The following is a 25,456-nucleotide window of genomic DNA, read 5'->3' as shown; positions in this document are numbered from 1 at the left end:
AATTTAAGAGAAATACTGCTATTCGAAAGCTCTCTTAAATGCACTTATCCTGGCAGCATTAAAGTCTTTTGCAGCTTTTGAATCAGGAACCAGCGCATCGAAAACATGTGTCATTCCGGGATAAATATGCAATTCTGTAATTACACCAGATGCTGCTAATTTTTGTGCGTACTCAATGGCTTCATCGCGTAAAACATCCATTGTACCAACTGCAACAAATGTCTGAGGAAGATTCGACAAGTCATCAACCAAAATTGGTATTGCAAGATCTGGGATGTTATCTTTTACATCTTTTAAATAGCAACTGAAACCATAAAGGTTCATATCTCTATCCCAAACACCAACATTGGTAATCTCTTTACTACTTTCTGTAATGCCTCTATGGTCGAGCATTGGATAGGTTAATGATTGATGTACAAGTTTAGGTTTGTTATTTTTTCTGGCCAACAATGCACATGAAGTAGAAAGTAAACCGCCTGCACTGCCGCCGCCTACAGCTATTTTATCGGGATTAATATTAAATAGCGATGCGTTTTCTGAAACATAAACCAATCCCTCGTAACAATCATTAATGGGTGCAGGATAAGGATGTTCTGGTGTTAATCGGTAATTTACTGAAACGATTACACAACCAATAGCCAAAGCCATTTGGTACAAGGTAGAATCTTCTTGTTCAGGCAAACCGCTCATTGTTCCGCCGCCATGCATCCAAAAGATACAGGGTAATGATGAACCAATACTTAGCGGTGTAAAAACACGAAGTTGTGTTTCAATGCCGTCAGAATTGGTGAAGTATTTATTTTCTACCGTTAACTCGTCGGTCGATTTTACGCCGACTTGCTCAGCCATCATTTTCAAATTGTTTCTGAAAACCTCTTGTAAAGGCGTTCCTTCAGGCGGTGCCGGCTGACTAGTGTAAGCTTTTAAAACAGGCACCAACTCAGGTGCTAATTCAAATTTGTATTTCATGGTTTTTAATTTGCTTGTCCGATATCTAAACGATTAAATTTTCCATTATCATCCCCATTGAATTTAAAATAGGTTTTGAAATCTCCCCACTGCGGAGAATGAAAGTTGCCAGTAATTTCATATCCATCAGTAGATACATGATCGATGCTTGTGAATTTTTCTTTCCCGATGGTTTGAGTAGAAAACTGGTGAAAATCTCGGGGATTGCCATCATCGTACAGTTTTGCATCTGGGGTGAATAGAGAAAGCCATTTTGCCGAATCTCCACTTTGCCAGGCTTCAAAAGCTCCTTTTACTTTGGTATTGGTTAGTTTTGATAAATCCATATTTTATTCCCTTTTAGATAGAAATTTGCCATAGCATTTATAATCAAATACTATTAAGCATTGTTAATATGGGATGATAGGAAATAGGAAGTATCGGATTGGGAAATCCTAAACTAAAAGATGATTTACACGAATTTAAAAAAACTTATTGCTGCTTACGGAATTCGTTTTGTAACATTTTAGAATGTCAAAATCAGGTTTTTCCGAATTAACTAGCTAATCATTGATTTAATACTCGGAAAGTTCCAGAAAGGCATGTATTACCAATCGAAGAACATGGGAAAGATGAGGTGTAAATGGCGCTGAGGCGAAGCTGAGTATTCGTTGAATACAGTAGCTTTAACCAATTTTTCGTCGGATGTTTTCATCATCGGCTTGTCCACTTGCGGATATTACTGTAAGTGTTAATGTTAGAATAATAGAAAGGGTACGTAGTATTATCATAAAATTTCCGGTTAAACCAAAAATTATTTCGCTATGATGCTTATCGCATACCCACCACCCGGTGCACAATATTGGGTTAACTTAGTTTTATTCGTTACTTCCATTTTACGAATAGTATAAGCTTTTGGATTGGTTTCATAGTTCGCATCTTTTGCATCAGCATAAATGGTTGCGGTATATTTTTTACCGGCATCTAAAAAGCTGAAATCGATTTTCGAAGTACGTGCCTCTTCATCATTCGTACGACCAACAAACCAATCGTTTTTGCCCTTTGCTTTACGGGCGAACGTGATATAATCTCCAGGTTCAGCCTCTAGAACCTTGGTATCATCCCAATCAATGGCAACATCCTTAATAAATTGGAAAGCATCCATATATTTATTATAGGTTTCAGGTAAATCGGCAGCCATTTGCAATGGACTGTACATGGTAACATAAAGTGCCAACTGACGAGCCAATGTAGTGTGGACAAATGAATTATTTTCAGGATTGTAAGCACTTACTTTAGTTTCGAAAATACCAGGTGTGTAATCCATCGGACCGCCAATTAAACGGGTAAATGGTAGAATGGTGGTGTGATCTGCATTGTTTCCACCAAAAGCTTCGTACTCCGTTCCACGGGCAGATTCATTTCCAATTAAGTTTGGATAAGTACGGGCTAAACCTGTGGGGCGAACCGCTTCATGGGCATTCACCATGATTTTATATTCTGCCGCTTTTTGAATGGCATACAGATAATGATTGTTTAACCATTGCCCGTAATGATGTTCGCCACGAGGAATCATATTGCCTACATAACCACTTTTTACAGCATCATAACCATTGGCTTTCATAAACATGTAAGCGGTATCCAAATGTCTTTCATAGTTACGAACCGAAGAAGAAGTTTCGTGGTGCATAATCATTTTAATGCCCTTACTTGCCGCATAACGATGTAATTCCTTTACATCAAAATCAGGATATGGAGTAACGAAGTCGAAAACATAATCTTTCGTTTTGCCAAACCAATCTTCCCAACCTTCGTTCCAACCCTCAACCAAAACAGCATCCAAACCATTTTTGGCAGCGAAATCTATGTATTCTTTAACATGAGCCGTATTTGCTGCATGTTTTCCGTTAGGTTTGGTTTTGGAATAATCAGTTACACCCAATTGAACACTGGTTAAATCATTGTAGGCCCAAGTGCTTTTTCCAGTAATCATTTCCCACCAAACACCAACGTATTTTGTGGGTTTAATCCACGATACATCCTTGAATTTTGTGGGCTCATTTAGGTTGTATGTTAGTTTTGAGGTTAAAATATCTCCAGCTTTGTCGCTTACAATAATTGTTCTCCATGGCGATAAGCAAGGCGCTTGCATATATCCCTTATCTCCTACTGCATCGGGCGTTAACCACGATTCTAAAACCATGTTTTTATCATCGAGATTTAACGACATTAACGAGTAATTTATTAAAGCTGCCTCGTGAATATTGATGTACAAACCATCTTTACTTTTCATCATCAAAGGTGTTTGCAAACCTGTTGGTGAGAAAGTAGTTTGCGATGCATTTGGTGTTACCGCGGCTTTCATTTTACCACGAACTTCTGATAAGTTTGAAGTTACCGTGCTGTATTCCTGCGTGTCATAATCGCCTGGCAGCCAAAAAGCTTTGTGGTCGCCTGCTAAGACAAATTGCGTTTTCTCTTCTTTAATTACGAAATAATCCAAGTTCTTCTGTTCAGGAAACTCATATCTGAAACCCAAACCATCGTTAAATAAACGCAAGCGAACAATAATAAAACGATTGGTTTCCTTTTGTGTTAACGTTACCGCCAACTCGTTAAAATGATTTACAATTTCCTTTACTTCGCCCCAAACTGGCTTCCAGGTTTCGTTGAAAGTGCTTGTTTTGGTATCGGTAATGGTGAAACCGCTCATTAACGATTTGCCTTCCTTAAGTTCCAGCCCCAGTTTACTCGTTTTGATTACATCTTTGCCTTTATATTTAAGACTATAAGTTGGCACACCACCATCAGCTAAAGAAAAGTTAGCAATTAAATTCGTATCGGGCGATTTCAGCTCTTGTCCGGAAACGTTCCCGAAAAAAAATAAAATGCAAATAAATGCTAAAAATTTAGAGAGATTAAGGGATTTGTTGTTTAGGTTTTTATTCACTGTATATAGTTTATTTTATGATTCTTTTTCATTCGCTCGTCATGCTGAATTTACATCAGCATTTTTTTTGCTAAGCCGCCTTGTTATTAAGACCCTGAAATGAATTCAGGGTGACGACCGACTTATAGCGCTTTGTTTCTAATCCAATAACAAAGCCTCGTCATCATCCGTCAAGCTTAACTGAATGCTATCACTCCCTGCAATTCCTTCAATTGAGCCACGAATATGCGTTGCGTTTAACAACACCTTTTCAAGCTGCTTTTCACGAGCTTTCCATAAACGCTCCATTGCATCGCGTTCGCGTTGGATGGACAATTTCATACTCATAAATCCCTCACGAATGGCTTTCCATTGTTCAGAAAATTCAGTTCCTGTTAAATAATCGTAAAGCATGTGCATTTTATCTCCACGATTTTCTTGCGATTTTACGGCATTTGCCAAACGCAAAATACCTTCGCGTAAAACAAAGGCCACCGCATTAACTTCTTCAAAAGAGCAAATCCAAATCCCATCTCGCTGACCAAAGCAATCCATTCCTTTCGGGTAACATTGACTTACGATTACCGCTACATCAACGCCCATGCTGCGCATGTCTTTTTTCAGTTTTTCAATCCAATCTCCGCCAAAATCCTTTGTTCGTTTGCTTTCATAAATAATTTTGCCACACTCCTGCCCAAACTGGTTCCTTACCACTTGAACGCAATCTGCACCACGAACACCTTTACCAACTTCCTCTATTAAATCGAAAGGGAAATTACTACGCAACAGCTCTTCTAAAATCAGCTCTTGTACCTCGCCTTGTAACTGCATGCTACCTTGCTCCGCTTTACGTTTCATTTCTTCAGCCAGTTTTTTCTGGTCGTCGAGTTGCTTTTCTAATTCCTTTAAACGTAATTGATGCTCGGTATCTTTAATGCTGTTTTTCTCTGCTTCTTGTTTACGAATTTGCTCCACCAACTCTCCTCTTTGTTCTTGCATTTTACGCTGAAAAGCCACTTCCATTTCCTCTTCCTTAACTTTCATTCGCTCTTCGCGACGCATAAAATCGAGTTCTTTTTCCCGGGCAAGTTTTAATTTCTCTGCATTATCTTTCGCATTTCCCTCTAACATTTGCAGTTTAGTTTCAAAATCCGCAGAAATACTTTTACGGAGATTTTCTTCTAAGTCGCCTTTAAGCTTGTTTTTTTCTTCTACTAGTTTAGCATCAAAAGCTTTCTGTTGCTGTTGTTTTTCTGTTTCGAAAACCAACACCTTACGTTGATATTCTTCGTCTTTTTGTCTAGCATAAGCGGCCGCTTTTTCACGTAACTCTTTCTTATAATCTTCGGCCATGGCTTCTTCCATCGGAAAAACATGTGCACAGTTGGGGCATTTAATTTCAGTAGCCATAAATATTTTTTTACCACAGTAAACTTTGCGGCTTACGCAAATATATTAAAGCTTTTTAGGATTGCATACACGAGTTTTGCACCATTTACTTCTACAGAACTTTCGAGCGGACCTCATGCCCAACTGTTAAAATTTTACTCACAGGGCATTTGGAAGCAATGTCTTCCAGCCTAATTTTTTGTTCGGCTGTTAAATTTCCTGTACAAACAATTTCTTCAAAAAAGATGGTTTCGCCATTTTCAGTATCAATGTTCACCTCAACCTCAATTTTATCAACCTCCCAACCTTTTCTGTCGATATACATCCTTAAAGTTATTGCCACACAAGATGCCAAGGAAGCCATTAACAATCCTTTTGGGGCAAATCCTTTGTGCGTTCCACCTAGTTCTACGGGCTCATCCACAATAATATCATGCGACCCATTACTTACCGAACATGCATAATGTTCTTTATTTATCGTTGCTTTAACCATCTTTTTCTTATTAAACTTTCCAAATATTATGCTTTAACTTTAAAAGTTAGCAAGATCATAATCTTTTTTTTGAAAACGGGCGTTTAGCATTTCATTGATGCTGTAGCCCTGCCATTTGCTTTACTTCGTTGTTAACCTCGAGGGTTAACACTACGTGCTCGCGTCTGTCAGGTTTAGAAACCATGTTTCTGCACCTTGCAAGCCATTAAAATGAAAAACTGTTTTTTGTGTATTAGCCCCGATTGAAGTGTTACCCTGCAGCAAGGAGGTACGACGAGGCGAAGCGTAAAAGCAAAAAGCGGGAACATGGTTTGTTACCTTTACTGCACTTGCGCTACTAAAAAAATTTACAATTTTCAAACATTATAACATAGCGTTTGTTGAAATAAAAAACACATAGTTATGAAATACAGAAAGTTAATCGGAAAATACTTGGCGCATAAATCGAATAATAATGCGCAAATCGCCTTGGGCTTAGTTGCTGGTTTGGCAGCAGGTGCAATAATTAGCATCTTATTTGCGCCAGATAGCGGTGCAGGAACGCGTGGAAAAATAGCCAGTGGAGCAAAAAATTTGCGCTATGGCTTTCAGGATAAATACAATCTTTTAAAGGAAAAAGTATTTGGCGTAGAAGCAATTGAGGAAGATATTGTTGAACACGAAGTGCCTCATTTTAAACATACAGTTACTAAAAAAGCAAAATCGGATATTAAAGATATTTTAGAACATGCACACGAAAATGTGCAAGTGCAGGAAGGTCAGGGATAATTCCTGCTTTCTGCTTATCATAAAATTAGAATAACGGAATAGTTTTACGGATTTAGACGCTTAATTGTTATACTTTTGGATATCAATTAGGCAAATAAAGTTGATTACTATTCATGTTTTTTATCCTCTCTAAAATATTATTATTCGTAATTAAACCCCTCATTTGGGTTTCCATTTTAATAATTTGGGGAATATTAACGAAGAATCAAAGGCGAAAGCAGCGACTAATAGTTACTGCTTTTGCTGTTTTATTTCTTTTTTCTAATGGCTTTATTGTTGGAAAGCTTACTAATGCCTATGAGGCAGATTATCCTAAAGAACAAAAATTTGATGTTGGGATTGTGTTGGGTGGTTTTTCCAGCTTAAATGATCGGAACAATAAAATTGCATTTAATGCTGCTGGAGATAGATTATTTCAGGCAATATCGTTGTATAAAAATGGCGAAATAGCTAAAATATTAATCAGCGGTGGAAATGGAAATCTTATCGATACTACAGCAAAGGAAGCTAATAATGTTGTTGATTACCTTAAGCTAATTGGCATTCCTGATTCTGCAATTCTTATCGAAACCCGAAGTAGAAATACCATTGAAAATGCCCGTTATAGTTTAACATTAATAGATAAAACAAATCCTAAAGCAAAAATTTTAGTGATTACCAGTGCTTGGCACATCCCAAGAGCCAAATTGATTTTTGATAAGCAATCGAAAAGCAAGATTGAATATTATCCTACCAATTTTAGCGGAAGTACCGAATTTGATCTCGGCGATTACATCATTCCTAGTGCATCGGCATTAAGCACTTGGGAAATGTTGTTTAAAGAATGGATTGGATTAGCAGTGGACAGTTTTAGGGCGCAAAATGGTTAAACGTCTAAATTGGTTGACTGGAAAATATCAACTGATAACTGCAAATTGAACTAGCTTTCAATCGCTTTCACAAGCATATCCTTTAACTCCAAAATATTTTTTTCTGCCACAGAAGAAATAAATATTGATGGAATATTGGGTAAATCTTGTTTCATTTCGTCCATCAGTTCCTCATCTAACATATCCGATTTAGTGATGGCCAGAACGTGTGGCTTTTGCATCAACTCCGGATTGTATGATTCTAATTCACTTTTCAGAATTTCGTACTCTTCTTTAATACTTCTGCTTGTATCGGCAGGAACCATAAACAATAAAACAGAGTTACGCTCTATGTGACGCAGAAAGCGATAACCCAATCCTTTTCCTTTCGATGCGCCTTCTATAATCCCGGGGATATCAGCCATTACGAAAGATTTTCCACCTCTATAACTTACAATGCCCAGATTGGGAACGATGGTAGTAAAAGGATAATCGGCAATTTCTGGTTTAGCTGCAGAAACTACAGAAAGCAAAGTAGATTTACCAGCATTCGGAAAGCCTACCAAACCTACATCAGCCAAAACCTTAAGCTCCAGAATATTCCAAACCTCTTGTCCTTGTTCTCCTGGTTGTGCGAAACGAGGGGTTTGTTGTACAGAGTTTTTAAAGTGTGCATTACCCAAACCACCACGACCACCAGCCGTTAAAATTTTGGTTTCGCCATCTTTGGTAATTTCAAAAAGAACTTCTCCTGTTTCAGCATCTTTGGCAATGGTTCCCAAGGGAACTTCAAGAATTTCATCGGTACCTTGCTTACCAAATTTGTGCGAGCTTCCGCCAGCCATACCATCTTCTGCAATGATGTGTTTACGGTATTTAAGGTGTAGCAATGTCCAGATATGAACACTTCCCTTAACAATAATGTGGCCGCCACGACCGCCATCACCACCATCGGGACCGCCCATAGAAGTTAAAATATCGCGGTGTAAGTGTGCTGAACCTGCACCACCCTTACCAGAGCGGCAACAAATTTTTACATAATCTACGAAATTCGAACCTTGTGACATATTATTTTTCCTTTAAATAAAAATGGCGGAAAAAATTAAATTCCTTCCGCCATTTACAAAAACTCTTATTATTTAGTATTGATCGATTACAGCGCAAAGATCATTATAAACTGTTTCTATTTCTCCGATTCCGTTTACCTTGTTCAACTTTCCTTGTTCCTCATAGTAAGGTAACACATGAATAGTTTTTTCGAAGTATTCTGAAATACGTTTTTTTAATTTTTCAGCGTCATCATCTGGTCGTCCACTAGTTTTATGGCGTTCCGCAATGCGTTTTGTTAATTCCTGCTGATCAACATCCAAAGCAATAACACCAGCAATTTTGCTGCCTTTACGCTCTAAAAATAGATCGAGTTCAACTGCCTGAGGAACCGTACGTGGAAAACCATCAAACACAAACCCTTTTGCATCGGGATTTTTATCTACCTCTTCTTCAAGCATTGCAATTGTAATTGCATCAGGCACTAACTCGCCATCTGCCAACAACTGGCTAACTTTTTTCCCTAATTTGGTTTCTCCCTTTACATGCGCTCTGAACAAATCGCCGGTTGAAATGTGTATTAATTGATATTTTGATATCAATTTTTCGGATTGGGTGCCTTTACCCGCCCCCGGAGGGCCAAAGAGAACTAAATTAAGCATCAACGTGGTTTAGGTTATCTTTAAAATTAATAAAGCCTTACCGCCATGGGGCGACAAGGCTTCATCCAAATTGTGCACTTGTAGGGATTCGAACCCCAAACCTTCTCATCCGTAGTGAGATGCTCTATCCAATTGAGCTACAAATGCGAAGAATGCGCTAAATAAAATAAATCTATTCTACTTTTACGTGCATTTCCGTTTGTTAACGGACTGCAAAAGTAAGATTTGAGATTTAATTTCGCAATTAAATTTGAAAAAAAATCATTTGCTATTTAGCACAATCCAATATTTATGCTTTAAGCGCATCGTTAATCGCTTTGAAATCAGGTAAATCACCTGCATTTTCTAAAACTTCTGCGTAAGCGATTTTTCCTTCTTCATCGATAACAAAGGCTGCTCTTTTCGAAACACCTTTCAATCCGAATACAAATTCATCGTAAAAAGCGCCATAAGCCGCCGACACTTCCTTGTTAAAATCAGATAATAAAGGAAACTGATAGCTCTGAACTTCTTTAAATTTAGCTAAAGAGAAAGGAGAATCTACAGAGATACCTAAAACTTGCGCATCAATGCCCTCATAAAAGCTGAAATTATCTCTCATGGTGCATAACTGTTCTGTACAGGTTCCGGTAAATGCCATCGGGAAGAAGTGTATAATTACTTTTTTACCTTTGAAAGCTGATAAAGAAACTTCAGTTAATTCTGAACTGTATAATTTAAAATCTGGGGCTTGATCGCCAATTTGTAAAGACATATTTGTTTATTGTTAAATTGTTCTATTGTTTAATTATTTTGAAACTTCAGACTCCTGACTTCGGACCTCCGACTTTCTTCATCTGCTCATCAACAATCTTCAGTCCTTCTTCAAAACTATGCGGATTGTAGCTTAAATCTCTTATCGTTTTATCCAATACAAAACCAGTTTTTGCTGGTCGCTTTGCTGTTTGATTCAAACTTTCAGAGCTTACCTCCGAAATAATAGATTGATCGAGCACCCAATAATCGGCAACTTTTCGCACTAAATCTGCAATACTCATGTAATCTTTGCCCGATACATGATATATTCCTTGTGCATTTTTTTCAACAGCCAAAATACAGGCCTCAGCTAAGTCTTCAGCTAGGGTTGGCATGCGCCACTGGTCGTTTACTACATTAATAGGCAAACCTTTTTCTAAAGCACCTTTTGCCCAAAGCACAATGTTACTTCGGCTCATATCATTCGTGATACCATAAACCAATATCGTTCTTAATATCGCCCAGTTCGCATTTGAGTTAATTAATAATTCTTCCGCCAATACTTTTGATTCTCCATAATAACTAATTGGGTTTACCGCATCCTCTTCTTTATAAGGTCCATCTGCACCATCGAAAACAAAGTCGGTACTTAAATGTATTAGCTGAATATTTTTTTCTTCGCAAAGCGATAATAAAGTTTGTACGGCATCGACATTAAGCTGGTGGCAAAGTTCTTTGTTTGCCTCTGCAGTATCAACATTAGTCATCGCTGCAGTATGGATAATGGCATCAGGCCTATATTTCTCAATAACATATTTTACTTGATCAGCATTAAGTATATCCAATTCGGCATATTCGTAACCATCCACAATAGGGTAACGATTTGGACCTTTTGATGTCGCAATCAAACTTACTCTTTGCTCTGCTAAAACTTTTTCTGTTATTTTTTGCCCTAATAGACCGTTGCTGCCTGTTGTTAAAATGGTTTTCATAGGTTGATTTTATGCCTCTAAATTATCTATAAAAACCTTGTTGAAAAAATTTATAATATATATTTAAAATTAGGTAAGAATAACTTAACTTTGCCAACCGAATTGGAGCCCCTATAAACAGCTTTAATTCATTGATTGTAATAAATTTACTCACAACAGATATGCCTAACTTAGGAAAAATAGCACAAATTATCGGCCCAGTGGTTGACGTTAGCTTTGCTGATGATGCCCATCTACCTAAAATTTTTGATGCGTTAGAAATAACGAAAGAAAACGGACAAAAAATTGTTTTAGAAGTTCAACAGCACTTAGGTGAAGATCGCGTTCGTGCAATCTCGATGGATTCTACAGATGGTTTAGTTCGTGGAATGAAGGTTCTTGATACTGGTTCAGCAATTAAAATGCCAGTAGGCGACCAAATTAAAGGTCGTTTATTTAATGTAGTTGGTGAAGCGATTGATGGTATTACTGCTGTTGATAAAACAGACGGTCGCCCTATCCATGCTACTCCTCCTAAGTTCGAAGATTTATCTACTGAAACTGAAGTGCTTTTTACAGGTATTAAGGTTATCGATTTATTAGAGCCTTATGCAAAAGGTGGTAAAATCGGTTTGTTCGGTGGTGCTGGTGTAGGTAAAACGGTATTAATCATGGAGTTGGTAAACAACATCGCTAAAGCTTATGCTGGTTTATCAGTATTCGCAGGTGTGGGTGAGCGTACTCGTGAGGGTAACGATTTACTACGTGAGTTTATCGAATCAGGCGTTATTAACTATGGTGACGAATTCTTACACTCAATGGAAAAAGGTGGATGGGATTTGAAATCAGTTGATACTGAAAAATTAAAAGAATCTAAAGCAACATTGGTATTCGGTCAAATGAACGAACCTCCTGGTGCACGTGCTCGTGTAGCATTATCAGGATTAACAGTTGCAGAATATTTCCGTGATGGTGATGGCGAAGGCGCTGGAAAAGATATCCTTTTCTTCGTTGATAACATCTTCCGTTTCACTCAGGCAGGTTCTGAGGTATCGGCTTTATTAGGTCGTATGCCATCTGCGGTAGGTTACCAACCAACATTGGCAACTGAAATGGGTTTAATGCAAGAGCGTATTACTTCAACCAAACGCGGTTCAATTACATCAGTACAAGCGGTATATGTACCTGCGGATGATTTAACTGACCCTGCACCGGCAACAACATTTGCCCACTTAGATGCAACTACAGTACTTTCCCGTAAAATTGCTGAGCTAGGTATTTATCCTGCGGTGGATCCATTGGATTCTACTTCTCGTATCCTTTCTCCTGCTGTTTTAGGTGATGAGCACTATAACACTGCACAACGTGTTAAAGAAACTTTACAGCGTTATAAAGAATTACAAGATATCATCGCGATTTTAGGTATGGACGAACTATCTGAAGAAGATAAATTAGTTGTATCAAGAGCTCGTCGTGTTCAACGTTTCTTATCACAACCTTTCCACGTAGCTGAGCAATTTACAGGCTTAAAAGGTGTGTTGGTTGATATTAAAGATACCATCAAAGGTTTCAACATGATTATGGATGGTGAAGTTGATGAATATCCTGAAGCTGCATTTAACTTAGTTGGTAGCATTGAAGATGCAATCGAAAAAGGTAAAAAATTATTAGCAGAAGCGAACTAAGAAATGCGTTAGGCGTTAGGCGGCAAGCGTTTTAAGCGCTCTACGCTCCACGCTTTACGCCAAACTAAAAAAGAATGAATTTAGAAATATTAACTCCAGATAAAAAAGTTTTCGAAGGTGAAGTAACAGCAGTTACGGTTCCTGGTACTTTAGGTTCTTTTCAGATTTTAAAAGACCACGCCCCTATCATCTCAACTTTAGAAGATGGAGAAGTTATTATAAAAGCAAATAAAACTGACGAGCAACGCTTTTTTATTAAAGGTGGCGTAGTTGAAGCCATTCACAATAAGATTGTTGTTTTAGCAGAAGGTATTGCTTAAAATAATATAACCTCATTTAAAGCCTTTTCGATTCATTTCGGAAAGGCTTTTTTGTTTGAAAAAATACTTGCATTTTAGCTAAATTAGAAAGCAAGCATGATTTGATGTTTAGATTAGGGCGGTCGTCACCCTGAATTTATTTCAGGGTCTTTCATGATAAAAGATGCTAAAATAAATTTAGCATAACGAGGTAGGCTAAATTGAGAGTAGTACAATGTATGATTCAGGAATTTTAACCGAACTAACATAAATACAGGATACTGATTGTAAGTTATTGTCAAACATCAAAATCTTTAAGTATTAAAACATGGAAAAGCTACCCAACATACATCCTGGCGAAATTTTAAATGAGGAATTTCTTCTTCCTTTAAATATTACAGCCTATCGTTTAGCGAAAGAAACAAACATTCCACAAACTCGTATTTCTGAAATAATTAAGAGCAAAAGAAGAATCACTGCAGATACTGCGCTACGCTTTAGCCTTTTTTTTGGAAACTCTGCCAAGTTCTGGCTAGGCGTGCAAGATGATTACGATATTGAAAATGAATTAAATGAAAAACAAAAAGAATTTGATAGTATAAAGCTATTTGCAATTGCATCATAAATAATTAAGTCTCAAGATTTAAAATCCAGAAGCTTTCAATTTTATTTAACAAAACCACAAACGGCATTCGTAAATTCTTTATTTTTCTCATAGTATAACATGTGAGAGCCATCAATCTGAATTACTTTTTGGTTAGGAAATTTATAATTTTTGTAATAATCCGGGCTAATTGCATAATCATTTTTACCACTGATAATTAGAACGGGTGTTTTTATATCCTTATTTATCAATGTGTAGTCCGAATAATATTCAGGATATTTTTTAGTCTTTGTACTATCAATTAGAGGAACAAAAACTTACGTTCCAAAATCGGATGTTCTTTTGTAAGATGATTCTATACTATCCACTTTAATTATGGTATTTACATTATCAGCAATGAACTTATATCCGAGATGATTAGCACTCAATTTTTTCCGAATAATAAGCATCTGATTTATCAAAGCGTCTAAATTATTCTCTTTTATCACCGTATCCTTTTTTAATAATCGGTATCCGAATTCTATTTGGGTTTGCAAAGCTTTTGCATCCATGAAATGGGCGGTAGAGTTAGCCAAAATTAATCCTGATAAATTTTCAGGATATTTCTGTGCATAGTTTACCGCCAGTACGCCACCAAATGAGTGACTAAGGATATAAACTTTTTTTAATCCTAATTTCAATCTAACTTCTTCTATATCCTTAATAACCCTTTCTAGACTATAGTCTTTGGCATTTTGCGAATGTCCTGAGCCTCTCTGGTCTAGATACACCATTGTTAAACACTTCTCCAGGTTTGAGCCTCCCATTTTTTCGAAAGAAAGGTAATCTTGTCCGGGTCCGCCATGTACGTAAATACATGCAGGACCTGTTCCCGAAACTTTTACGGCCAACTTAACACCATCAGAAGTCAAAATTGTTTGATTCCCTTTTTTTATATTTTCTGATGAATCTGAGGAAGAACAGCTATAGAACAGCCCAATTAGGAGCATCGATATAAAATGGATATTTTTCATGGAAATAATTTATTGATGTACTTATTTATGAAATTACACTGATTATTTATTTTTCAGCAACCCAAACCCTTATTTTAATCGTATCTTATAGTAACAGATTCTTCTAAATATGGTTTCATTCAAGTGGCTATTGATTTTATGGCTAGCGATTCTTTCATCAAGAGCAGATTGTAAAGAGTTTTCTAACCTTGAAGAGTATCTTAACATTTATCCCACAGGAAAACACAATGGCACAGATGGCCATTGGCTAAAAACTGATAGAGAAAAACAAACCGAAATCTGGAACCAGGCTAATAAAATCAACCTCAAAAAACTTAAAGGCTATTCAGAATATCAAGATATTTACCAGCGCTGCGATTTTTATAAATGGTTTGGGCATAAAACGGATTCGCTGGGTTTTGAAACCCGCTGGGCCGAAGCAGCAAAAGAAACAACATCAAAGCTTAAGAAGCTGCTCAACCCGATTGCTGTTGCGGCAGGGAATTCGAATAAAGAAATCGAAGAATTTGTAAATACAGGCAACCGGGTAATTTTCGATGATATCTGGAACGACCTAAAATCGCTTTACGAGCACGAACCATTAAAAAAGGCAGACGCAGAAACCTGGGATGGGCATTTATTACTGAAAGAACAAAACCTAATTGACCCGTATTACAGAAAACTAAGCGAAGCATCCCTTAAAAAACTTCAAAAATTATTAAGAAAAGAAACCACGTTTGCTAAAATATTACCTGGCTTCGAATTTGAGGGAAATCTTTTAAGTATTCAGGATAGATGGCTTTACGGAATGAAAATGATGCATTATCAAAATCCCGATATTAATAGGTAAAATAGCGTTAAGTTGTTACTCTATTTTCAATTTTTATCCCTAAAAAATCTATTTTAAGAAGAAAAATAGAAAATTTATAATGCAAGCATAACAAACAGACCATATACCGTTTCGATATTTGGTCTAAGGCTATCGGCATTATATCACTAATCCAACTCCAATAAAGAATAATATTCTGATTTAGACTAATTTATAAGAATTATATTCTTATTTCATTTTTTTTGGATTTCTCTTGCATATTAATGAACCAAAAACTAAATTGGTTTTTATAAACAAAGAGATAATAATGACTTTTCAAAACAACAATTTACAAAATAACGCTACTGCAATTGCAGCTGGAAATGTTGTGTTGTTGCCTGTCATTATTCTGAACCTACTACTCCTAAATATTTTATGGGGCAGCAAGCGGACGCAGATTAAATAGATTTTAAAAAACTAAATATAACTAAAGCGTCCTGACACAAACAGGACGCTTTTTTTTAAACAACAAAACACGGTATTATGAAGTACTATAATTCTAATACGATTATTTACCTTGATGGAAAGTTCGAAAAGGCTGTAGATAGCAGCACTGACCTTTACGGCCAGTCGATACATTACGGTTATGCAGCCTTTGAGGGCATCAGAGCATATAAAACCCACAACGGAAATCGCATATTCAAAGCAGCTGCCCATTTTGACCGTTTAGAGCGCTCATGCCAATTGGCAAATATTCCTTTCCCATGGGATAAACAAGAACTAATTAAGGAAACCTACAAGTTACTTACTTTAAACAAATTAAAGGATGCTTATATCCAACCCTTGGTTTTTTGCCACCCTAACATGAAACTGAATGAGCCTACGGGAGTTTCCATTTTCATTTGCGCCTGGGATTGGGATGCCTACTCAGGCAATAAACTATTAAAATTAACCATATCAGATTACGAAAGACCGAATCCGAAATCGATTCCAATGGAGGCGAAATTGAGCGGAAACTATGTAAACTCCATTTTAGCAACAACTGCAGCCAATATTAAAGGATATGATGATGCGCTACTTTTAGATATGCATGGATTTGTTGCAGAATCATCTGGGGCTAATATTTTCTTGGAAAAAGATGGAAAACTTTACACACCATCTTTAGGAAATATTTTACCTGGAATTACCAGGGCAACAGTTAAAGAACTTTGTACGGTTTTGGATATTGAGTGCATCGAAAAGAAATTAACCGTTGAAGATTTAAAACAAGCTGATAGTGCATTCTTATGCGGAACGGCAACTGAAATTGCAGGCATCGCCTCGATTGATGATATCGTTTTCCGTACCCTTTGGAGAGAATCTATTGGTTACACCATACAACGTGCCTATAAAAACCTTGTGCTTGAAAAAGTAAACTATGAGGTGATTATTTAGTATCAAGTAGCGAGAATCAAGTATCAAGATAAGTTACAAAAACAATAACGAACAGAACCACAATATACATTTTAACCAATGAGCGAATTAAACAAATACAGTAAAACATTTACACAAGACCCAACACAACCTGCAGCGCAGGCGATGCTTTACGGAATCGGATTAACTGATGCAGATATGGCAAAAGCACAGGTTGGTATTGCAAGTATGGGTTACGATGGTAACACGTGCAACATGCATCTAAACGACCTTGCGAAAGATGTCAAAGTTGGAGTCTGGAAAAATGATTTAGTGGGTTTGGTTTTCAATACTATTGGTGTAAGTGATGGAATGAGTAATGGTACCGATGGCATGCGTTATTCATTAGTAAGTCGCGATGTGATTGCCGATAGTATAGAAACCATTTGCGGTGGACAGTATTATGATGGCATTATTTCCATCCCAGGTTGCGATAAAAATATGCCGGGCGCAATTATGGCAATGGCCCGTTTAGACCGCCCATCAATAATGGTTTATGGTGGAACAATAGCACCGGGGCATTACAAGGGCGAGGAATTAAATATCGTTTCTGCTTTTGAAGCTTTAGGGCAAAAAATCTGCGGGAATCTTTCCGAAGAGGATTATCAGGGAATTATTAAACATACGTGTCCGGGTGCCGGCGCTTGTGGCGGTATGTACACCGCAAATACAATGGCATCGGCAATTGAAGCCTTGGGTATGAGTTTGCCTTACTCATCTTCCAACCCAGCGATTAGTCCGGAGAAAAAACAAGAGTGTTTAGATGCCGGTAAATACATTAAAATTTTATTAGAAAAAGATATCAAGCCATCTGATATCATGACGAGAAAAGCATTTGAGAATGCAATTCGCTCAATCATTATATTAGGTGGAAGTACCAACGCGGTATTACACTTTATTGCAATGGGTAAAGCTATAGGTGTTGAAATTACGCAAGATGATTTCCAAAAAATGAGTGATGTTACACCTGTACTTGCTGATTTCAAGCCAAGCGGCAAATATTTAATGCAGGATTTGCATCAATACGGCGGTATTCCGGCGGTATTGAAATATATGCTAAATGAGGGCTTGTTACATGGAGATTGCTTAACCGTAACCGGAAAAACGATGGCTGAAAATTTGGCTGATGTAAAATCGGTTATGGATTACGACCAGAAAATTATTCAAAAATTAAGCGAGCCAATCAAAGCAACTGGTCACTTACAAATCCTTTATGGAAATTTAGCGGAGAAAGGTTCAGTTGCCAAAATATCTGGCAAAGAAGGTGAAAAATTTGAAGGTCCTGCAAGAGTATTTAATGGCGAAAAGGATTTAGTTGCAGGCATTTCCTCAGGCAGAATTAAACCGGGTGATGTTGTGGTTATAAAAAATGAAGGGCCTGTTGGCGCTCCTGGGATGCCGGAAATGTTAAAACCCACCTCACTAATTATAGGTGCAGGCTTAGGTAAATCAATAGCGTTAATTACTGATGGTCGCTTTTCTGGTGGAACACATGGTTTTGTTGTTGGTCACATCACTCCGGAAGCTTACAAAGGCGGATTAATTGGTTTAGTGCAAGATGATGACCCGATTGAAATCGATGCTATAAATAACACCATTAACTTAATGGTTAGTGAAGAAGTTATCGCAGAGCGAAGAAAAAATTATGTACAACCTGCTCTAAAAGTAAGCAAAGGTGTGCTTTATAAATATGCTAAAACAGTATCAGATGCAGCCAGTGGTTGCGTAACTGATGAATATTAAGTAATAAACATGGTTCGTGGAGACACGAACCATGGCGAAAGTCATCCCGACTAACAATTAGATATTAAAATGAATTACGATGCAAATCATCAAAAGTATTCAAAGTAGAATTTATGAAATTCGGGGTGAAAGAGTAATGTAAGATTTCGATTTAGCATCACTTTATGAAGTTGACCCAAAGGTTTAAATCAAGCCGTAAAACGAAATGTTGAACGTTTTCCAGATGATTTTATGTTTCAGCTTACAGATACTGAATTCAAAACTATCCAGTCACAAATTGTGACCGGTTATGGTGATACCAACTTGAAGTCACAAATTGTGACTTCAAGTTGGGGAGGTACAAGAAAGCTTCCTTTCGCTTTTACAGAGCAAGGTGTAGCCATGCTAAGTGGAGTTTTGAGAAGTGAAAGGGCAATTAATATGAATATTGCCATCATGAGAGCTTTTGTTGATGTAAGAAAAATCTTATTTAAACAAAATAACATCAATGAGCAATTGTCGGAAATTAAAGAGCGACTTGGAGAACATGATATTCAACTAAACGAACTCTACGATGCAATGGATAATATGCTCGATGCAAAAATTGCTCAATTGAAGTGGAAAGATAGAGAGCGGATTGGATTTAAAATGAAAGAATATTAGAACCGTAAAACAGAATTATGGAAACTGCACAAGATACAATACAACAAACCGAGGCCCAAGCAGAAACCTCGAAAAAATTATTCAAGGGAACAGGCTCGCAGGTTTTGTTGAATGGATTAATTGAAGAGGGCGTAACCACAATTTTTGGTTATCCGGGTGGCGCAATCATGCCTATTTATGATGCGCTTTACGATTATGCAGACAAATTAGAACATATTTTAGTTCGCCATGAGCAAGGTGGTATCCATGCTGCGCAAGGTTTTGCCAGAACAAGTGGCAAAGTGGGTGTTTGTTTTGCAACCAGCGGACCTGGTGCAACCAACCTAGTTACTGGTTTAGCAGACGCTCAAATTGATAGTACGCCTCTAGTTGTGATTACAGGACAAGTTTTCGCCCATTTATTAGGAACAGATGCTTTCCAGGAAACTGATGTAATCAACATTACAACTCCCGTTACCAAGTGGAATTATCAGGTTACTGATGCCAATGAAATTCAAGAGGTTTTGGCAAAAGCATTCTATATCGCCAAAAGCGGAAGACCCGGACCTGTGTTAATTGATATTACCAAAAATGCACAAATACAGGTTGAGGAATTTCCTGAATATATAAAATGCAATCACATTCGCAGTTATCGCCCAAAACCAAAAGTTAGGGTAGAATATATTGAACAAGCAGCTGAACTAATTAACGCAGCTAAAAAACCATTTGTATTATTCGGTCAAGGTGTTATTTTAGGTAGCGCAGAACAAGAATTTAAAGCTTTTATCGATAAAAGTGGAATTCCTGCAGCATGGACAATAATGGGCGAAGGTGCTATCCCAACTTCACACCCATTAAATGTGGGTATGTTGGGTATGCATGGAAATTACGGTCCGAACGTTTTAACAAATGAGGCTGATGTAATTATCGCTATCGGTATGCGTTTCGATGACCGTGTAACAGGTCGTTTGGATAAATATGCGAAGCAGGCAAAAATCGTTCATTTAGACATCGACCCCGCAGAGATAGATAAAAATGTTAAGGCTGACGTTGGTGTTTGGGGCGATTGCAAGGAAACACTTCCGCTGTTAACTAATTTGGTTAATGAAAATAAATACGAGGATTGGTTAGCTGTTTTCAAAGATTACAATCAACAGGAAATTGACCAGGTTATCACACCGGAACTTTACCCGGAGGGTGAAGAAATTACGATGGGCGAAGTGTTGCGCAACATCAATGAAATTTGCGGTGGTGAGGCGATCATCGTAACAGATGTTGGTCAGCACCAAATGGTGGCTTGTCGTTATGCTAAATTTAACAATACCCGCAGTAATATTACTTCTGGAGGTTTAGGCACTATGGGTTTTGGCTTGCCAGCCGCGATTGGTGCTAAATACGGTGCTCCAGATAAAACAGTTATTGCTATTATCGGCGATGGTGGTTTCCAAATGACGCCACAGGAATTAGGCACCATTATGCAATTCGGTGCGGAAGTAAAAATCCTGATTTTAAATAATCGCTTTTTAGGAATGGTTCGCCAATGGCAACAGTTATTTAACGATAAACGTTACTCTTTCGTGAACATTACAAGTCCTGATTTTGTGGCCTTAGCAAAAGCTTATTACATCGAGGCGCAAATGGTTAACGAACGCGAGAACTTGAGAACTGCTTTAGAAACCATGATAAACCATAAAGGCTCCTATCTTTTAGAAGTTATGGTTGGAAGAGAAAATAATGTATTTCCAATGGTTCCGCAAGGAATGAGCGTTAGTGAGATTAGGCTTAAATAGCGAAAAGACTATAGCGAAAATAGCATAAACAAAACCTTGGTGGACTTAGTGCCTTGGTGGTAAAAATTTTGAACATGAGTACTGAAGATAAAATAAAATACACAGAAGATACTGTTGATTTGGATGGTAAGCAGGAATACACCATCACTGTTTATGCCGAAAACCGCATTGGTTTGTTAAACAGGATTGCGATTATTTTCTCGAAAAGAAAAATCAATATTGAGAGTTTAAATAGTTCAGCATCAGAAATTGATGGTATTCACCGTTTTAACATTGTAATCCACGAGGGTTACGAAGTGGTTAGAAAACTTGCCCGTCAGATTGAAAAGCAGATAGAAGTCTTGAAAGTTTATTTCAATACTAACGACGAAATTATTTGGCAAGAATTGGCATTATATAAGGTTTCTACAGATGAAATTGCCGAAAAGGTAACGGTAGAAAGATTGTTAAGGCAATACGGTGCGAGTGCCGTGGTAATTCGTAAAGATTATACAGTTTTCGCAGTAACTGGCCACAGGGAAGAAACCGATGCTTTAGTAAAAGCACTTGAGCCTTATGAACTGATTGAATTTGTTCGCTCTGCAAGGGTTGCTATTATTAAAGATAGTGCTGGTTTCCACGAAAAACTGAAAGAATTTGAGGCAGAAGAACCAGGCGAAGAATTGGTTGAAAACGAGTTCTTAGAAAAAGGTGGAAAGATATTTACTATGTAAGGAGCCGAAAGCTCAAAGACTAAAGCGAATTGTCATATTGAGCATGTCGAAGCGATAGTAAAAATTCTTCGATAAACTCAGACTGACAATAACCAAAACAAAATAATGAACGAAATATTTGAATTTATAATAAACTCCCGCAAAGCTTTTAGTCAGCTGATAGACGGCTTAACGATTGAGCAGTTGAATAAAGTTCCTGATGGTTATAGCAACAATATCATCTGGAACTTTGGCCATATTGTAGTGAGTACACAAACGCTTTGTTACGTCCGCACAGGTATTTTAGCAGATGCGAGCTCGGTAAAGTTTAATGAGTTCTATAAAAAAGATACTCGTCCGACATATACTGTAACAGCTGAGGAAGTTTTGGAATTAAAAGCTTTAGCACTTGATAGCATTGAAAAGATAAAAGAAGATTATGCAAATGGTGTATTTGCAAACATCACACCTTTTTCAACTTCAACTTATGGAGTAGAAATGAAAAGTATTGAAGAAGTGTTGATTACGACTATCGGTCACGATAATGTGCATTATGGATATGCATGGGCGCTTAAGAAAAGCGTAGTGTGATGGAAGATGTGGGATGGAAAATGGATGAGGGTTTGGAACTCTGAGGGGTATCCCCCTTTGGAGGGGGCAGGGGGAGGATTTACTTTGAAACACAGAAACAAAGTAAAATAAACCCGATTGAAGTGGAAATATTTTTTGAAAGTTTTACGAAAAAGATTGCCATGTCGTTCCTCCTCGCAATGACGGAAATGGAGCGAATGACAGATGTTTAAAAAGATTGAAACGAAAAGCGGGACTGAAATAACCGAAAAGCACAGAAATGTTTCGTGAGAACACGAGCCATGGCAGCAAAAACTGCAAAAAATAATACTCATTAGAAAATAGAACCATAAAAAAATAACAAAAACGATGTCAAATTATTTTAACACATTACCTCTTAGAGAAAAATTAAACCAGCTGGGTGTTTGCGATTTCATGGAAAGCAACGAATTTTTAGATGGCGTTAGCGCTTTGAAAGGCAAAAAACTGGTAATTGTAGGTTGCGGCGCTCAAGGCTTAAACCAAGGTTTAAATTTAAGAGATAGTGGTTTAGATGTAAGCTACACGTTGCGCAAAGAGGCGATTGAAAGCAAAAGAGATTCGTGGAAAAATGCAACGGAAAACAACTTCAAGGTTGGCACTTACGAAGAATTAATTCCTACTGCTGACGTGGTAATTAACCTTACCCCTGATAAACAACATACGGCTGTGGTGAATGCAATTATGCCTTTAATGAAAGATGGTGCTACATTATTGTACTCTCACGGTTTCAACATTGTGGAAGAAGGTATGCAAATCCGTAAAGATTTAACGGTTATTATGGTCGCACCTAAATGCCCGGGCAGTGAAGTTAGAGCAGAATATGTTCGTGGTTTTGGCGTGCCAACTTTAATTGCTGTGCACCCAGAAAACGACCCTCAAGGCAAAGGATTAGCTCAAGCAAAAGCCTATGCTGTTGGTACAGGTGGTCACAGAGCTGGAGTTTTAAAATCATCTTTCGTGGCTGAGGTTAAATCTGATTTAATGGGCGAGCAAACCATTCTTTGTGGTTTATTGCAAACAGGTTCTATCTTATCGTTCGATAAAATGGTGGAGAAAGGAATTGATGCTGGTTACGCATCTAAACTGGTTCAATATGGTGTTGAAGTAATCACTGAAGCGTTAAAGCAAGGCGGTATTACTGCAATGGTTGATAGATTAAGTAACATTGCTAAAATCAAAGCTTTCGAAATTTCGGAAGAATTGAAAGACATTATGCGTCCGTTATTCCAAAAACACCAAGACGATATTATGAGCGGCGAATTTAGTCGCACAATGATGGAGGATTGGGCTGCAGGTGATAAAAACCTATTGAAATGGAGAGCTGAAACAGGTGAAACTGCTTTCGAAAAAACACCTGCCGGCGATGTTAAAATCGGTGAGCAAGAATATTTCGACAACTACTTATTGATGGTTGTTTTCGTTAGAGCTGGTGTTGAATTGGCTTTCGAAACGATGGTTCAAGCGGGTATCAAACCTGAATCTGCATACTATGAGTCGTTACATGAAACACCACTTATCGCAAACACCATTGCCCGTAAAAAATTGTTCGAAATGAACCGTGTTATTTCTGATACTGCGGAGTACGGATGTTATTTATTCGACCAGGCTTGCAAACCATTATTAGCTGATTTCATGACTAAAGTAGATACCGACTTAGTTGGTAAAAACTTTAACGAAGGCAAAGATGGCGCTGTTGATAACAGAAAATTAATTGATGTTAACGAAGCTATCCGCTCGCACGAAGTAGAGCAAATTGGTGCTACTTTGCGTAAAGCAATGACTGCAATGAAAGCAATTAAAACTGCATAATCCCCAAACCCCCGAAAGGGGCTTTTTAAATACAAAACCAAACCTCGCAGGTTTCTAAAACCTGCGAGGTTTATAAAAAATTATAAAATGCTAACACAACCAACGGGAAGCCATGCTACCCCCTCTCCTTTGGGGAGGGCCGGGGTGGGGCAAACATTAGTAGAAAAAATTTGGGATTCGCACGTTGTAAAAAGTGAAGAAGGATTTCCTGATATTTTATACATTGATACACACTTAATACATGAGGTAACTTCTCCGCAGGCTTTTGATGGTTTGCGCAAGAGAGGTTTACCTGTTTTACGTCAGAAACAAACGGTGGCTACAGCCGACCATAACGTGCCAACCTTAGACCAATTATTGCCAATTAAGGAAGAGCTATCTCGCTACCAAGTGGATATGCTAACTAAAAATTGTGCAGAATTTGGGATTGAATTATATGGCTTAGGACATCCATTTCAAGGTATTGTTCACGTAATCGGACCAGAGTTGGGTATTACTTTACCAGGAAAAACGATGGTTTGTGGCGATAGTCACACTTCTACTCATGGCGCTTTTGGTGCAATCGCTTTCGGTATCGGAACATCGCAGGTAGAGCAGGTTTTCGCAACGCAGTGTTTATTGCAATCGAAACCTAAAACCATGAAAATTGAAGTAAACGGCGAACTTGGAAAAGGTGTTGGTGCCAAAGACATCATTCTTTACATCATTGCTCAAATTTCTGCAGCTGGCGGAACGGGTTATTTCATCGAGTACGCAGGTTCTGCAATCGAGGCTTTAAGTATGGAAGCCCGTATGACGATTTGCAACATGAGTATAGAAATGGGTGCGAGAGGTGGTTTAATAGCGCCGGACCAAACCACTTTCGATTACATTAAAGGCAGAGAATTTGCCCCGGCAGGCGAAGAATGGGATAAAGCTTTAGCTTATTGGAAAACATTATATAGCGATGCTGATGCGAAATTCGATAGTGTGTTAACTTTCGATGCAGCTGATATTGCACCAATGATTACCTACGGAACTAACCCGGGAATGGGAATGGGAATCCAAGAGCATATTCCTGCAACTAATGCGCAACCTGAAAAAGAGAAACTTTCTTATCAAAAGGCTTTGGATTACATGGGTTTTGATGATGACGCATCGTTAATTGGTAAACCAGTTGATTACGTTTTCATTGGTAGTTGCACCAACTCCCGAATTGAAGATTTACGTGAGGTTGCTGATTTTGTAAAAGATAAACACAAAGCAGATAATGTAATTGTGTGGATTGTTCCGGGCTCAAAACAAGTAGAGCAACAAGCAATAAACGAAGGTTTAGATAAAATTTTCGAAGCTGCCGGTTTTCAATTACGTGAGCCGGGTTGCAGTGCTTGTTTGGGAATGAATGAGGATAAAATCCCGGCAGGAAAATATTGTGTTTCAACATCCAACAGGAATTTTGAAGGCAGACAAGGGCAAAATGCAAGGACATTATTAGCTAGTCCGCTAACGGCCGCTGCTGCTGCCGTTACTGGAGTGATTACAGATGTGAGGGAGTTGTTAACCCCCTAGCCCCCTAAAGG

The 25,456-nt window shown here is 37.9% G+C and carries 24 protein-coding genes and 1 tRNA gene; 14 read left to right on the top strand and 11 right to left on the bottom strand.

The window, feature by feature from the left end:
- Positions 1–18: 18 nt before the first annotated feature.
- The 5 genes from EZ449_RS11005 to EZ449_RS10985 form a co-directional block, all read right to left on the bottom strand.
- Positions 19–969, bottom strand: a complete 951-nt coding sequence (locus tag EZ449_RS11005; protein ID WP_131558623.1) for an alpha/beta hydrolase — start codon at positions 967–969, stop codon at positions 19–21.
- 5 nt (positions 970–974) lie between these two features.
- The gene (locus tag EZ449_RS11000) at positions 975–1,295 is read right to left on the bottom strand and encodes a nuclear transport factor 2-like protein (protein WP_131558621.1); all 321 of its coding nucleotides are present in this window, start codon (positions 1,293–1,295) and stop codon (positions 975–977) included.
- 467 nt (positions 1,296–1,762) lie between these two features.
- Positions 1,763–3,898, bottom strand: coding sequence for a glycoside hydrolase family 97 protein (locus EZ449_RS10995; protein WP_131558619.1), 2,136 nt, complete (start codon positions 3,896–3,898; stop codon positions 1,763–1,765).
- A gap of 138 nt (positions 3,899–4,036) precedes the next feature.
- Entirely contained in the window at positions 4,037–5,287 is a 1,251-nt protein-coding gene (locus EZ449_RS10990) for a DUF2130 domain-containing protein (protein WP_131558617.1), read from the bottom strand.
- Positions 5,288–5,378: 91 nt separating this feature from the next.
- Positions 5,379–5,759 (bottom strand): OsmC family protein, encoded by a 381-nt coding sequence (locus EZ449_RS10985; RefSeq protein WP_131558615.1) that lies wholly within the window; start codon positions 5,757–5,759, stop codon positions 5,379–5,381.
- 402 nt (positions 5,760–6,161) lie between these two features.
- Here EZ449_RS10985 and EZ449_RS10980 point away from each other — a divergent pair, with 402 nt between their 5' ends.
- Together EZ449_RS10980 and EZ449_RS10975 are read left to right on the top strand one after the other, a co-directional pair.
- Entirely contained in the window at positions 6,162–6,527 is a 366-nt protein-coding gene (locus EZ449_RS10980; protein ID WP_131558613.1) for a YtxH domain-containing protein, read from the top strand.
- 113 nt (positions 6,528–6,640) lie between these two features.
- Positions 6,641–7,396 carry a YdcF family protein gene (locus EZ449_RS10975; RefSeq protein WP_131558611.1) on the top strand — a complete coding sequence of 252 codons (756 nt, stop codon included), beginning with the start codon at positions 6,641–6,643 and terminating at the stop codon, positions 7,394–7,396.
- A 50-nt stretch (positions 7,397–7,446) separates the two neighbouring features.
- On the opposite strand, the gene obgE is transcribed toward EZ449_RS10975, so the two are convergent.
- The 5 genes from obgE to EZ449_RS10950 all read right to left on the bottom strand — a co-directional run bounded on the left by obgE (position 7,447) and on the right by EZ449_RS10950 (position 10,811).
- Complete coding sequence (obgE, locus tag EZ449_RS10970) at positions 7,447–8,442, bottom strand: GTPase ObgE (RefSeq protein ID WP_131558609.1); 996 nt, start codon at positions 8,440–8,442, stop codon at positions 7,447–7,449.
- A gap of 72 nt (positions 8,443–8,514) precedes the next feature.
- Positions 8,515–9,084 carry an adenylate kinase gene (locus EZ449_RS10965; RefSeq protein ID WP_131558607.1) on the bottom strand — a complete coding sequence of 190 codons (570 nt, stop codon included), beginning with the start codon at positions 9,082–9,084 and terminating at the stop codon, positions 8,515–8,517.
- 73 nt (positions 9,085–9,157) lie between these two features.
- Positions 9,158–9,231 (bottom strand) — tRNA-Arg (locus tag EZ449_RS10960).
- Between the two features lie 142 nt (positions 9,232–9,373).
- Positions 9,374–9,838 (bottom strand): redoxin domain-containing protein, encoded by a 465-nt coding sequence (locus EZ449_RS10955; protein WP_131558605.1) that lies wholly within the window; start codon positions 9,836–9,838, stop codon positions 9,374–9,376.
- Between the two features lie 46 nt (positions 9,839–9,884).
- Positions 9,885–10,811, bottom strand: a complete 927-nt coding sequence (locus EZ449_RS10950; protein ID WP_131558603.1) for an SDR family oxidoreductase — start codon at positions 10,809–10,811, stop codon at positions 9,885–9,887.
- 161 nt (positions 10,812–10,972) lie between these two features.
- Between EZ449_RS10950 and atpD the strand changes: the two genes are divergently transcribed.
- The 3 genes from atpD (at position 10,973) to EZ449_RS10935 (ending at position 13,399) form a co-directional block, all read left to right on the top strand.
- Positions 10,973–12,475, top strand: a complete 1,503-nt coding sequence (atpD, locus tag EZ449_RS10945) for a F0F1 ATP synthase subunit beta (RefSeq protein ID WP_109926210.1) — start codon at positions 10,973–10,975, stop codon at positions 12,473–12,475.
- A gap of 74 nt (positions 12,476–12,549) precedes the next feature.
- On the top strand, positions 12,550–12,795 hold the full coding sequence (gene atpC, locus EZ449_RS10940) for an ATP synthase F1 subunit epsilon (RefSeq protein ID WP_123206811.1): 246 nt from the start codon (positions 12,550–12,552) through the stop codon (positions 12,793–12,795).
- A 307-nt stretch (positions 12,796–13,102) separates the two neighbouring features.
- The gene (locus EZ449_RS10935) at positions 13,103–13,399 is read left to right on the top strand and encodes a HigA family addiction module antitoxin (protein ID WP_131558601.1); all 297 of its coding nucleotides are present in this window, start codon (positions 13,103–13,105) and stop codon (positions 13,397–13,399) included.
- Between the two features lie 296 nt (positions 13,400–13,695).
- On the opposite strand, the gene EZ449_RS10930 is transcribed toward EZ449_RS10935, so the two are convergent.
- Positions 13,696–14,391: an alpha/beta fold hydrolase gene (locus tag EZ449_RS10930; protein ID WP_131558599.1), complete on the bottom strand. Its 696-nt coding sequence runs from the start codon at positions 14,389–14,391 to the stop codon at positions 13,696–13,698.
- 109 nt (positions 14,392–14,500) lie between these two features.
- Between EZ449_RS10930 and EZ449_RS10925 the strand changes: the two genes are divergently transcribed.
- The 9 genes from EZ449_RS10925 to leuC all read left to right on the top strand — a co-directional run bounded on the left by EZ449_RS10925 (position 14,501) and on the right by leuC (position 25,445).
- Complete coding sequence (locus tag EZ449_RS10925; RefSeq protein ID WP_131558597.1) at positions 14,501–15,220, top strand: hypothetical protein; 720 nt, start codon at positions 14,501–14,503, stop codon at positions 15,218–15,220.
- A 501-nt stretch (positions 15,221–15,721) separates the two neighbouring features.
- Positions 15,722–16,612 carry an aminotransferase class IV gene (locus tag EZ449_RS10920; RefSeq protein WP_131558595.1) on the top strand — a complete coding sequence of 297 codons (891 nt, stop codon included), beginning with the start codon at positions 15,722–15,724 and terminating at the stop codon, positions 16,610–16,612.
- A gap of 78 nt (positions 16,613–16,690) precedes the next feature.
- Positions 16,691–18,373, top strand: a complete 1,683-nt coding sequence (gene ilvD, locus EZ449_RS10915; RefSeq protein ID WP_131558593.1) for a dihydroxy-acid dehydratase — start codon at positions 16,691–16,693, stop codon at positions 18,371–18,373.
- A 231-nt stretch (positions 18,374–18,604) separates the two neighbouring features.
- Entirely contained in the window at positions 18,605–19,015 is a 411-nt protein-coding gene (locus tag EZ449_RS10910) for an ORF6N domain-containing protein (protein ID WP_225872288.1), read from the top strand.
- Between the two features lie 17 nt (positions 19,016–19,032).
- Positions 19,033–20,784 (top strand): biosynthetic-type acetolactate synthase large subunit, encoded by a 1,752-nt coding sequence (gene ilvB / locus EZ449_RS10905; RefSeq protein WP_131558591.1) that lies wholly within the window; start codon positions 19,033–19,035, stop codon positions 20,782–20,784.
- 74 nt (positions 20,785–20,858) lie between these two features.
- Positions 20,859–21,497, top strand: coding sequence for an acetolactate synthase small subunit (gene ilvN, locus EZ449_RS10900; protein WP_131558589.1), 639 nt, complete (start codon positions 20,859–20,861; stop codon positions 21,495–21,497).
- A 105-nt stretch (positions 21,498–21,602) separates the two neighbouring features.
- On the top strand, positions 21,603–22,067 hold the full coding sequence (locus EZ449_RS10895; RefSeq protein ID WP_205942984.1) for a DinB family protein: 465 nt from the start codon (positions 21,603–21,605) through the stop codon (positions 22,065–22,067).
- A gap of 348 nt (positions 22,068–22,415) precedes the next feature.
- Positions 22,416–23,897 (top strand): ketol-acid reductoisomerase, encoded by a 1,482-nt coding sequence (ilvC, locus tag EZ449_RS10890; RefSeq protein ID WP_131558584.1) that lies wholly within the window; start codon positions 22,416–22,418, stop codon positions 23,895–23,897.
- A gap of 144 nt (positions 23,898–24,041) precedes the next feature.
- On the top strand, positions 24,042–25,445 hold the full coding sequence (leuC, locus tag EZ449_RS10885) for a 3-isopropylmalate dehydratase large subunit (protein ID WP_131558684.1): 1,404 nt from the start codon (positions 24,042–24,044) through the stop codon (positions 25,443–25,445).
- The last annotated feature ends 11 nt before the right edge of the window (positions 25,446–25,456 follow it).

This window comes from Pedobacter frigidisoli (assembly GCF_004331675.1).
Lineage (GTDB): Bacteria > Bacteroidota > Bacteroidia > Sphingobacteriales > Sphingobacteriaceae > Pedobacter > Pedobacter frigidisoli.
This window is presented reverse-complemented; position numbering and strand designations above follow the sequence as displayed.

Coding starts and splice junctions, on each gene's coding strand:
- EZ449_RS11005 (WP_131558623.1), bottom strand. CDS start 969: ATGAAATACAAATTTGAATTAGCACCTGAGTTGGTGCCTGTTTTAAAA.
- EZ449_RS11000 (WP_131558621.1), bottom strand. CDS start 1,295: ATGGATTTATCAAAACTAACCAATACCAAAGTAAAAGGAGCTTTTGAA.
- EZ449_RS10990 (WP_131558617.1), bottom strand. CDS start 5,287: ATGGCTACTGAAATTAAATGCCCCAACTGTGCACATGTTTTTCCGATG.
- EZ449_RS10985 (WP_131558615.1), bottom strand. CDS start 5,759: ATGGTTAAAGCAACGATAAATAAAGAACATTATGCATGTTCGGTAAGT.
- EZ449_RS10980 (WP_131558613.1), top strand. CDS start 6,162: ATGAAATACAGAAAGTTAATCGGAAAATACTTGGCGCATAAATCGAAT.
- EZ449_RS10975 (WP_131558611.1), top strand. CDS start 6,641: ATGTTTTTTATCCTCTCTAAAATATTATTATTCGTAATTAAACCCCTC.
- obgE (WP_131558609.1), bottom strand. CDS start 8,442: ATGTCACAAGGTTCGAATTTCGTAGATTATGTAAAAATTTGTTGCCGC.
- EZ449_RS10965 (WP_131558607.1), bottom strand. CDS start 9,084: ATGCTTAATTTAGTTCTCTTTGGCCCTCCGGGGGCGGGTAAAGGCACC.
- EZ449_RS10955 (WP_131558605.1), bottom strand. CDS start 9,838: ATGTCTTTACAAATTGGCGATCAAGCCCCAGATTTTAAATTATACAGT.
- EZ449_RS10950 (WP_131558603.1), bottom strand. CDS start 10,811: ATGAAAACCATTTTAACAACAGGCAGCAACGGTCTATTAGGGCAAAAA.
- atpD (WP_109926210.1), top strand. CDS start 10,973: ATGCCTAACTTAGGAAAAATAGCACAAATTATCGGCCCAGTGGTTGAC.
- atpC (WP_123206811.1), top strand. CDS start 12,550: ATGAATTTAGAAATATTAACTCCAGATAAAAAAGTTTTCGAAGGTGAA.
- EZ449_RS10935 (WP_131558601.1), top strand. CDS start 13,103: ATGGAAAAGCTACCCAACATACATCCTGGCGAAATTTTAAATGAGGAA.
- EZ449_RS10930 (WP_131558599.1), bottom strand. CDS start 14,391: ATGAAAAATATCCATTTTATATCGATGCTCCTAATTGGGCTGTTCTAT.
- EZ449_RS10925 (WP_131558597.1), top strand. CDS start 14,501: ATGGTTTCATTCAAGTGGCTATTGATTTTATGGCTAGCGATTCTTTCA.
- EZ449_RS10920 (WP_131558595.1), top strand. CDS start 15,722: ATGAAGTACTATAATTCTAATACGATTATTTACCTTGATGGAAAGTTC.
- ilvD (WP_131558593.1), top strand. CDS start 16,691: ATGAGCGAATTAAACAAATACAGTAAAACATTTACACAAGACCCAACA.
- EZ449_RS10910 (WP_225872288.1), top strand. CDS start 18,605: ATGTTTCAGCTTACAGATACTGAATTCAAAACTATCCAGTCACAAATT.
- ilvB (WP_131558591.1), top strand. CDS start 19,033: ATGGAAACTGCACAAGATACAATACAACAAACCGAGGCCCAAGCAGAA.
- ilvN (WP_131558589.1), top strand. CDS start 20,859: ATGAGTACTGAAGATAAAATAAAATACACAGAAGATACTGTTGATTTG.
- EZ449_RS10895 (WP_205942984.1), top strand. CDS start 21,603: ATGAACGAAATATTTGAATTTATAATAAACTCCCGCAAAGCTTTTAGT.
- ilvC (WP_131558584.1), top strand. CDS start 22,416: ATGTCAAATTATTTTAACACATTACCTCTTAGAGAAAAATTAAACCAG.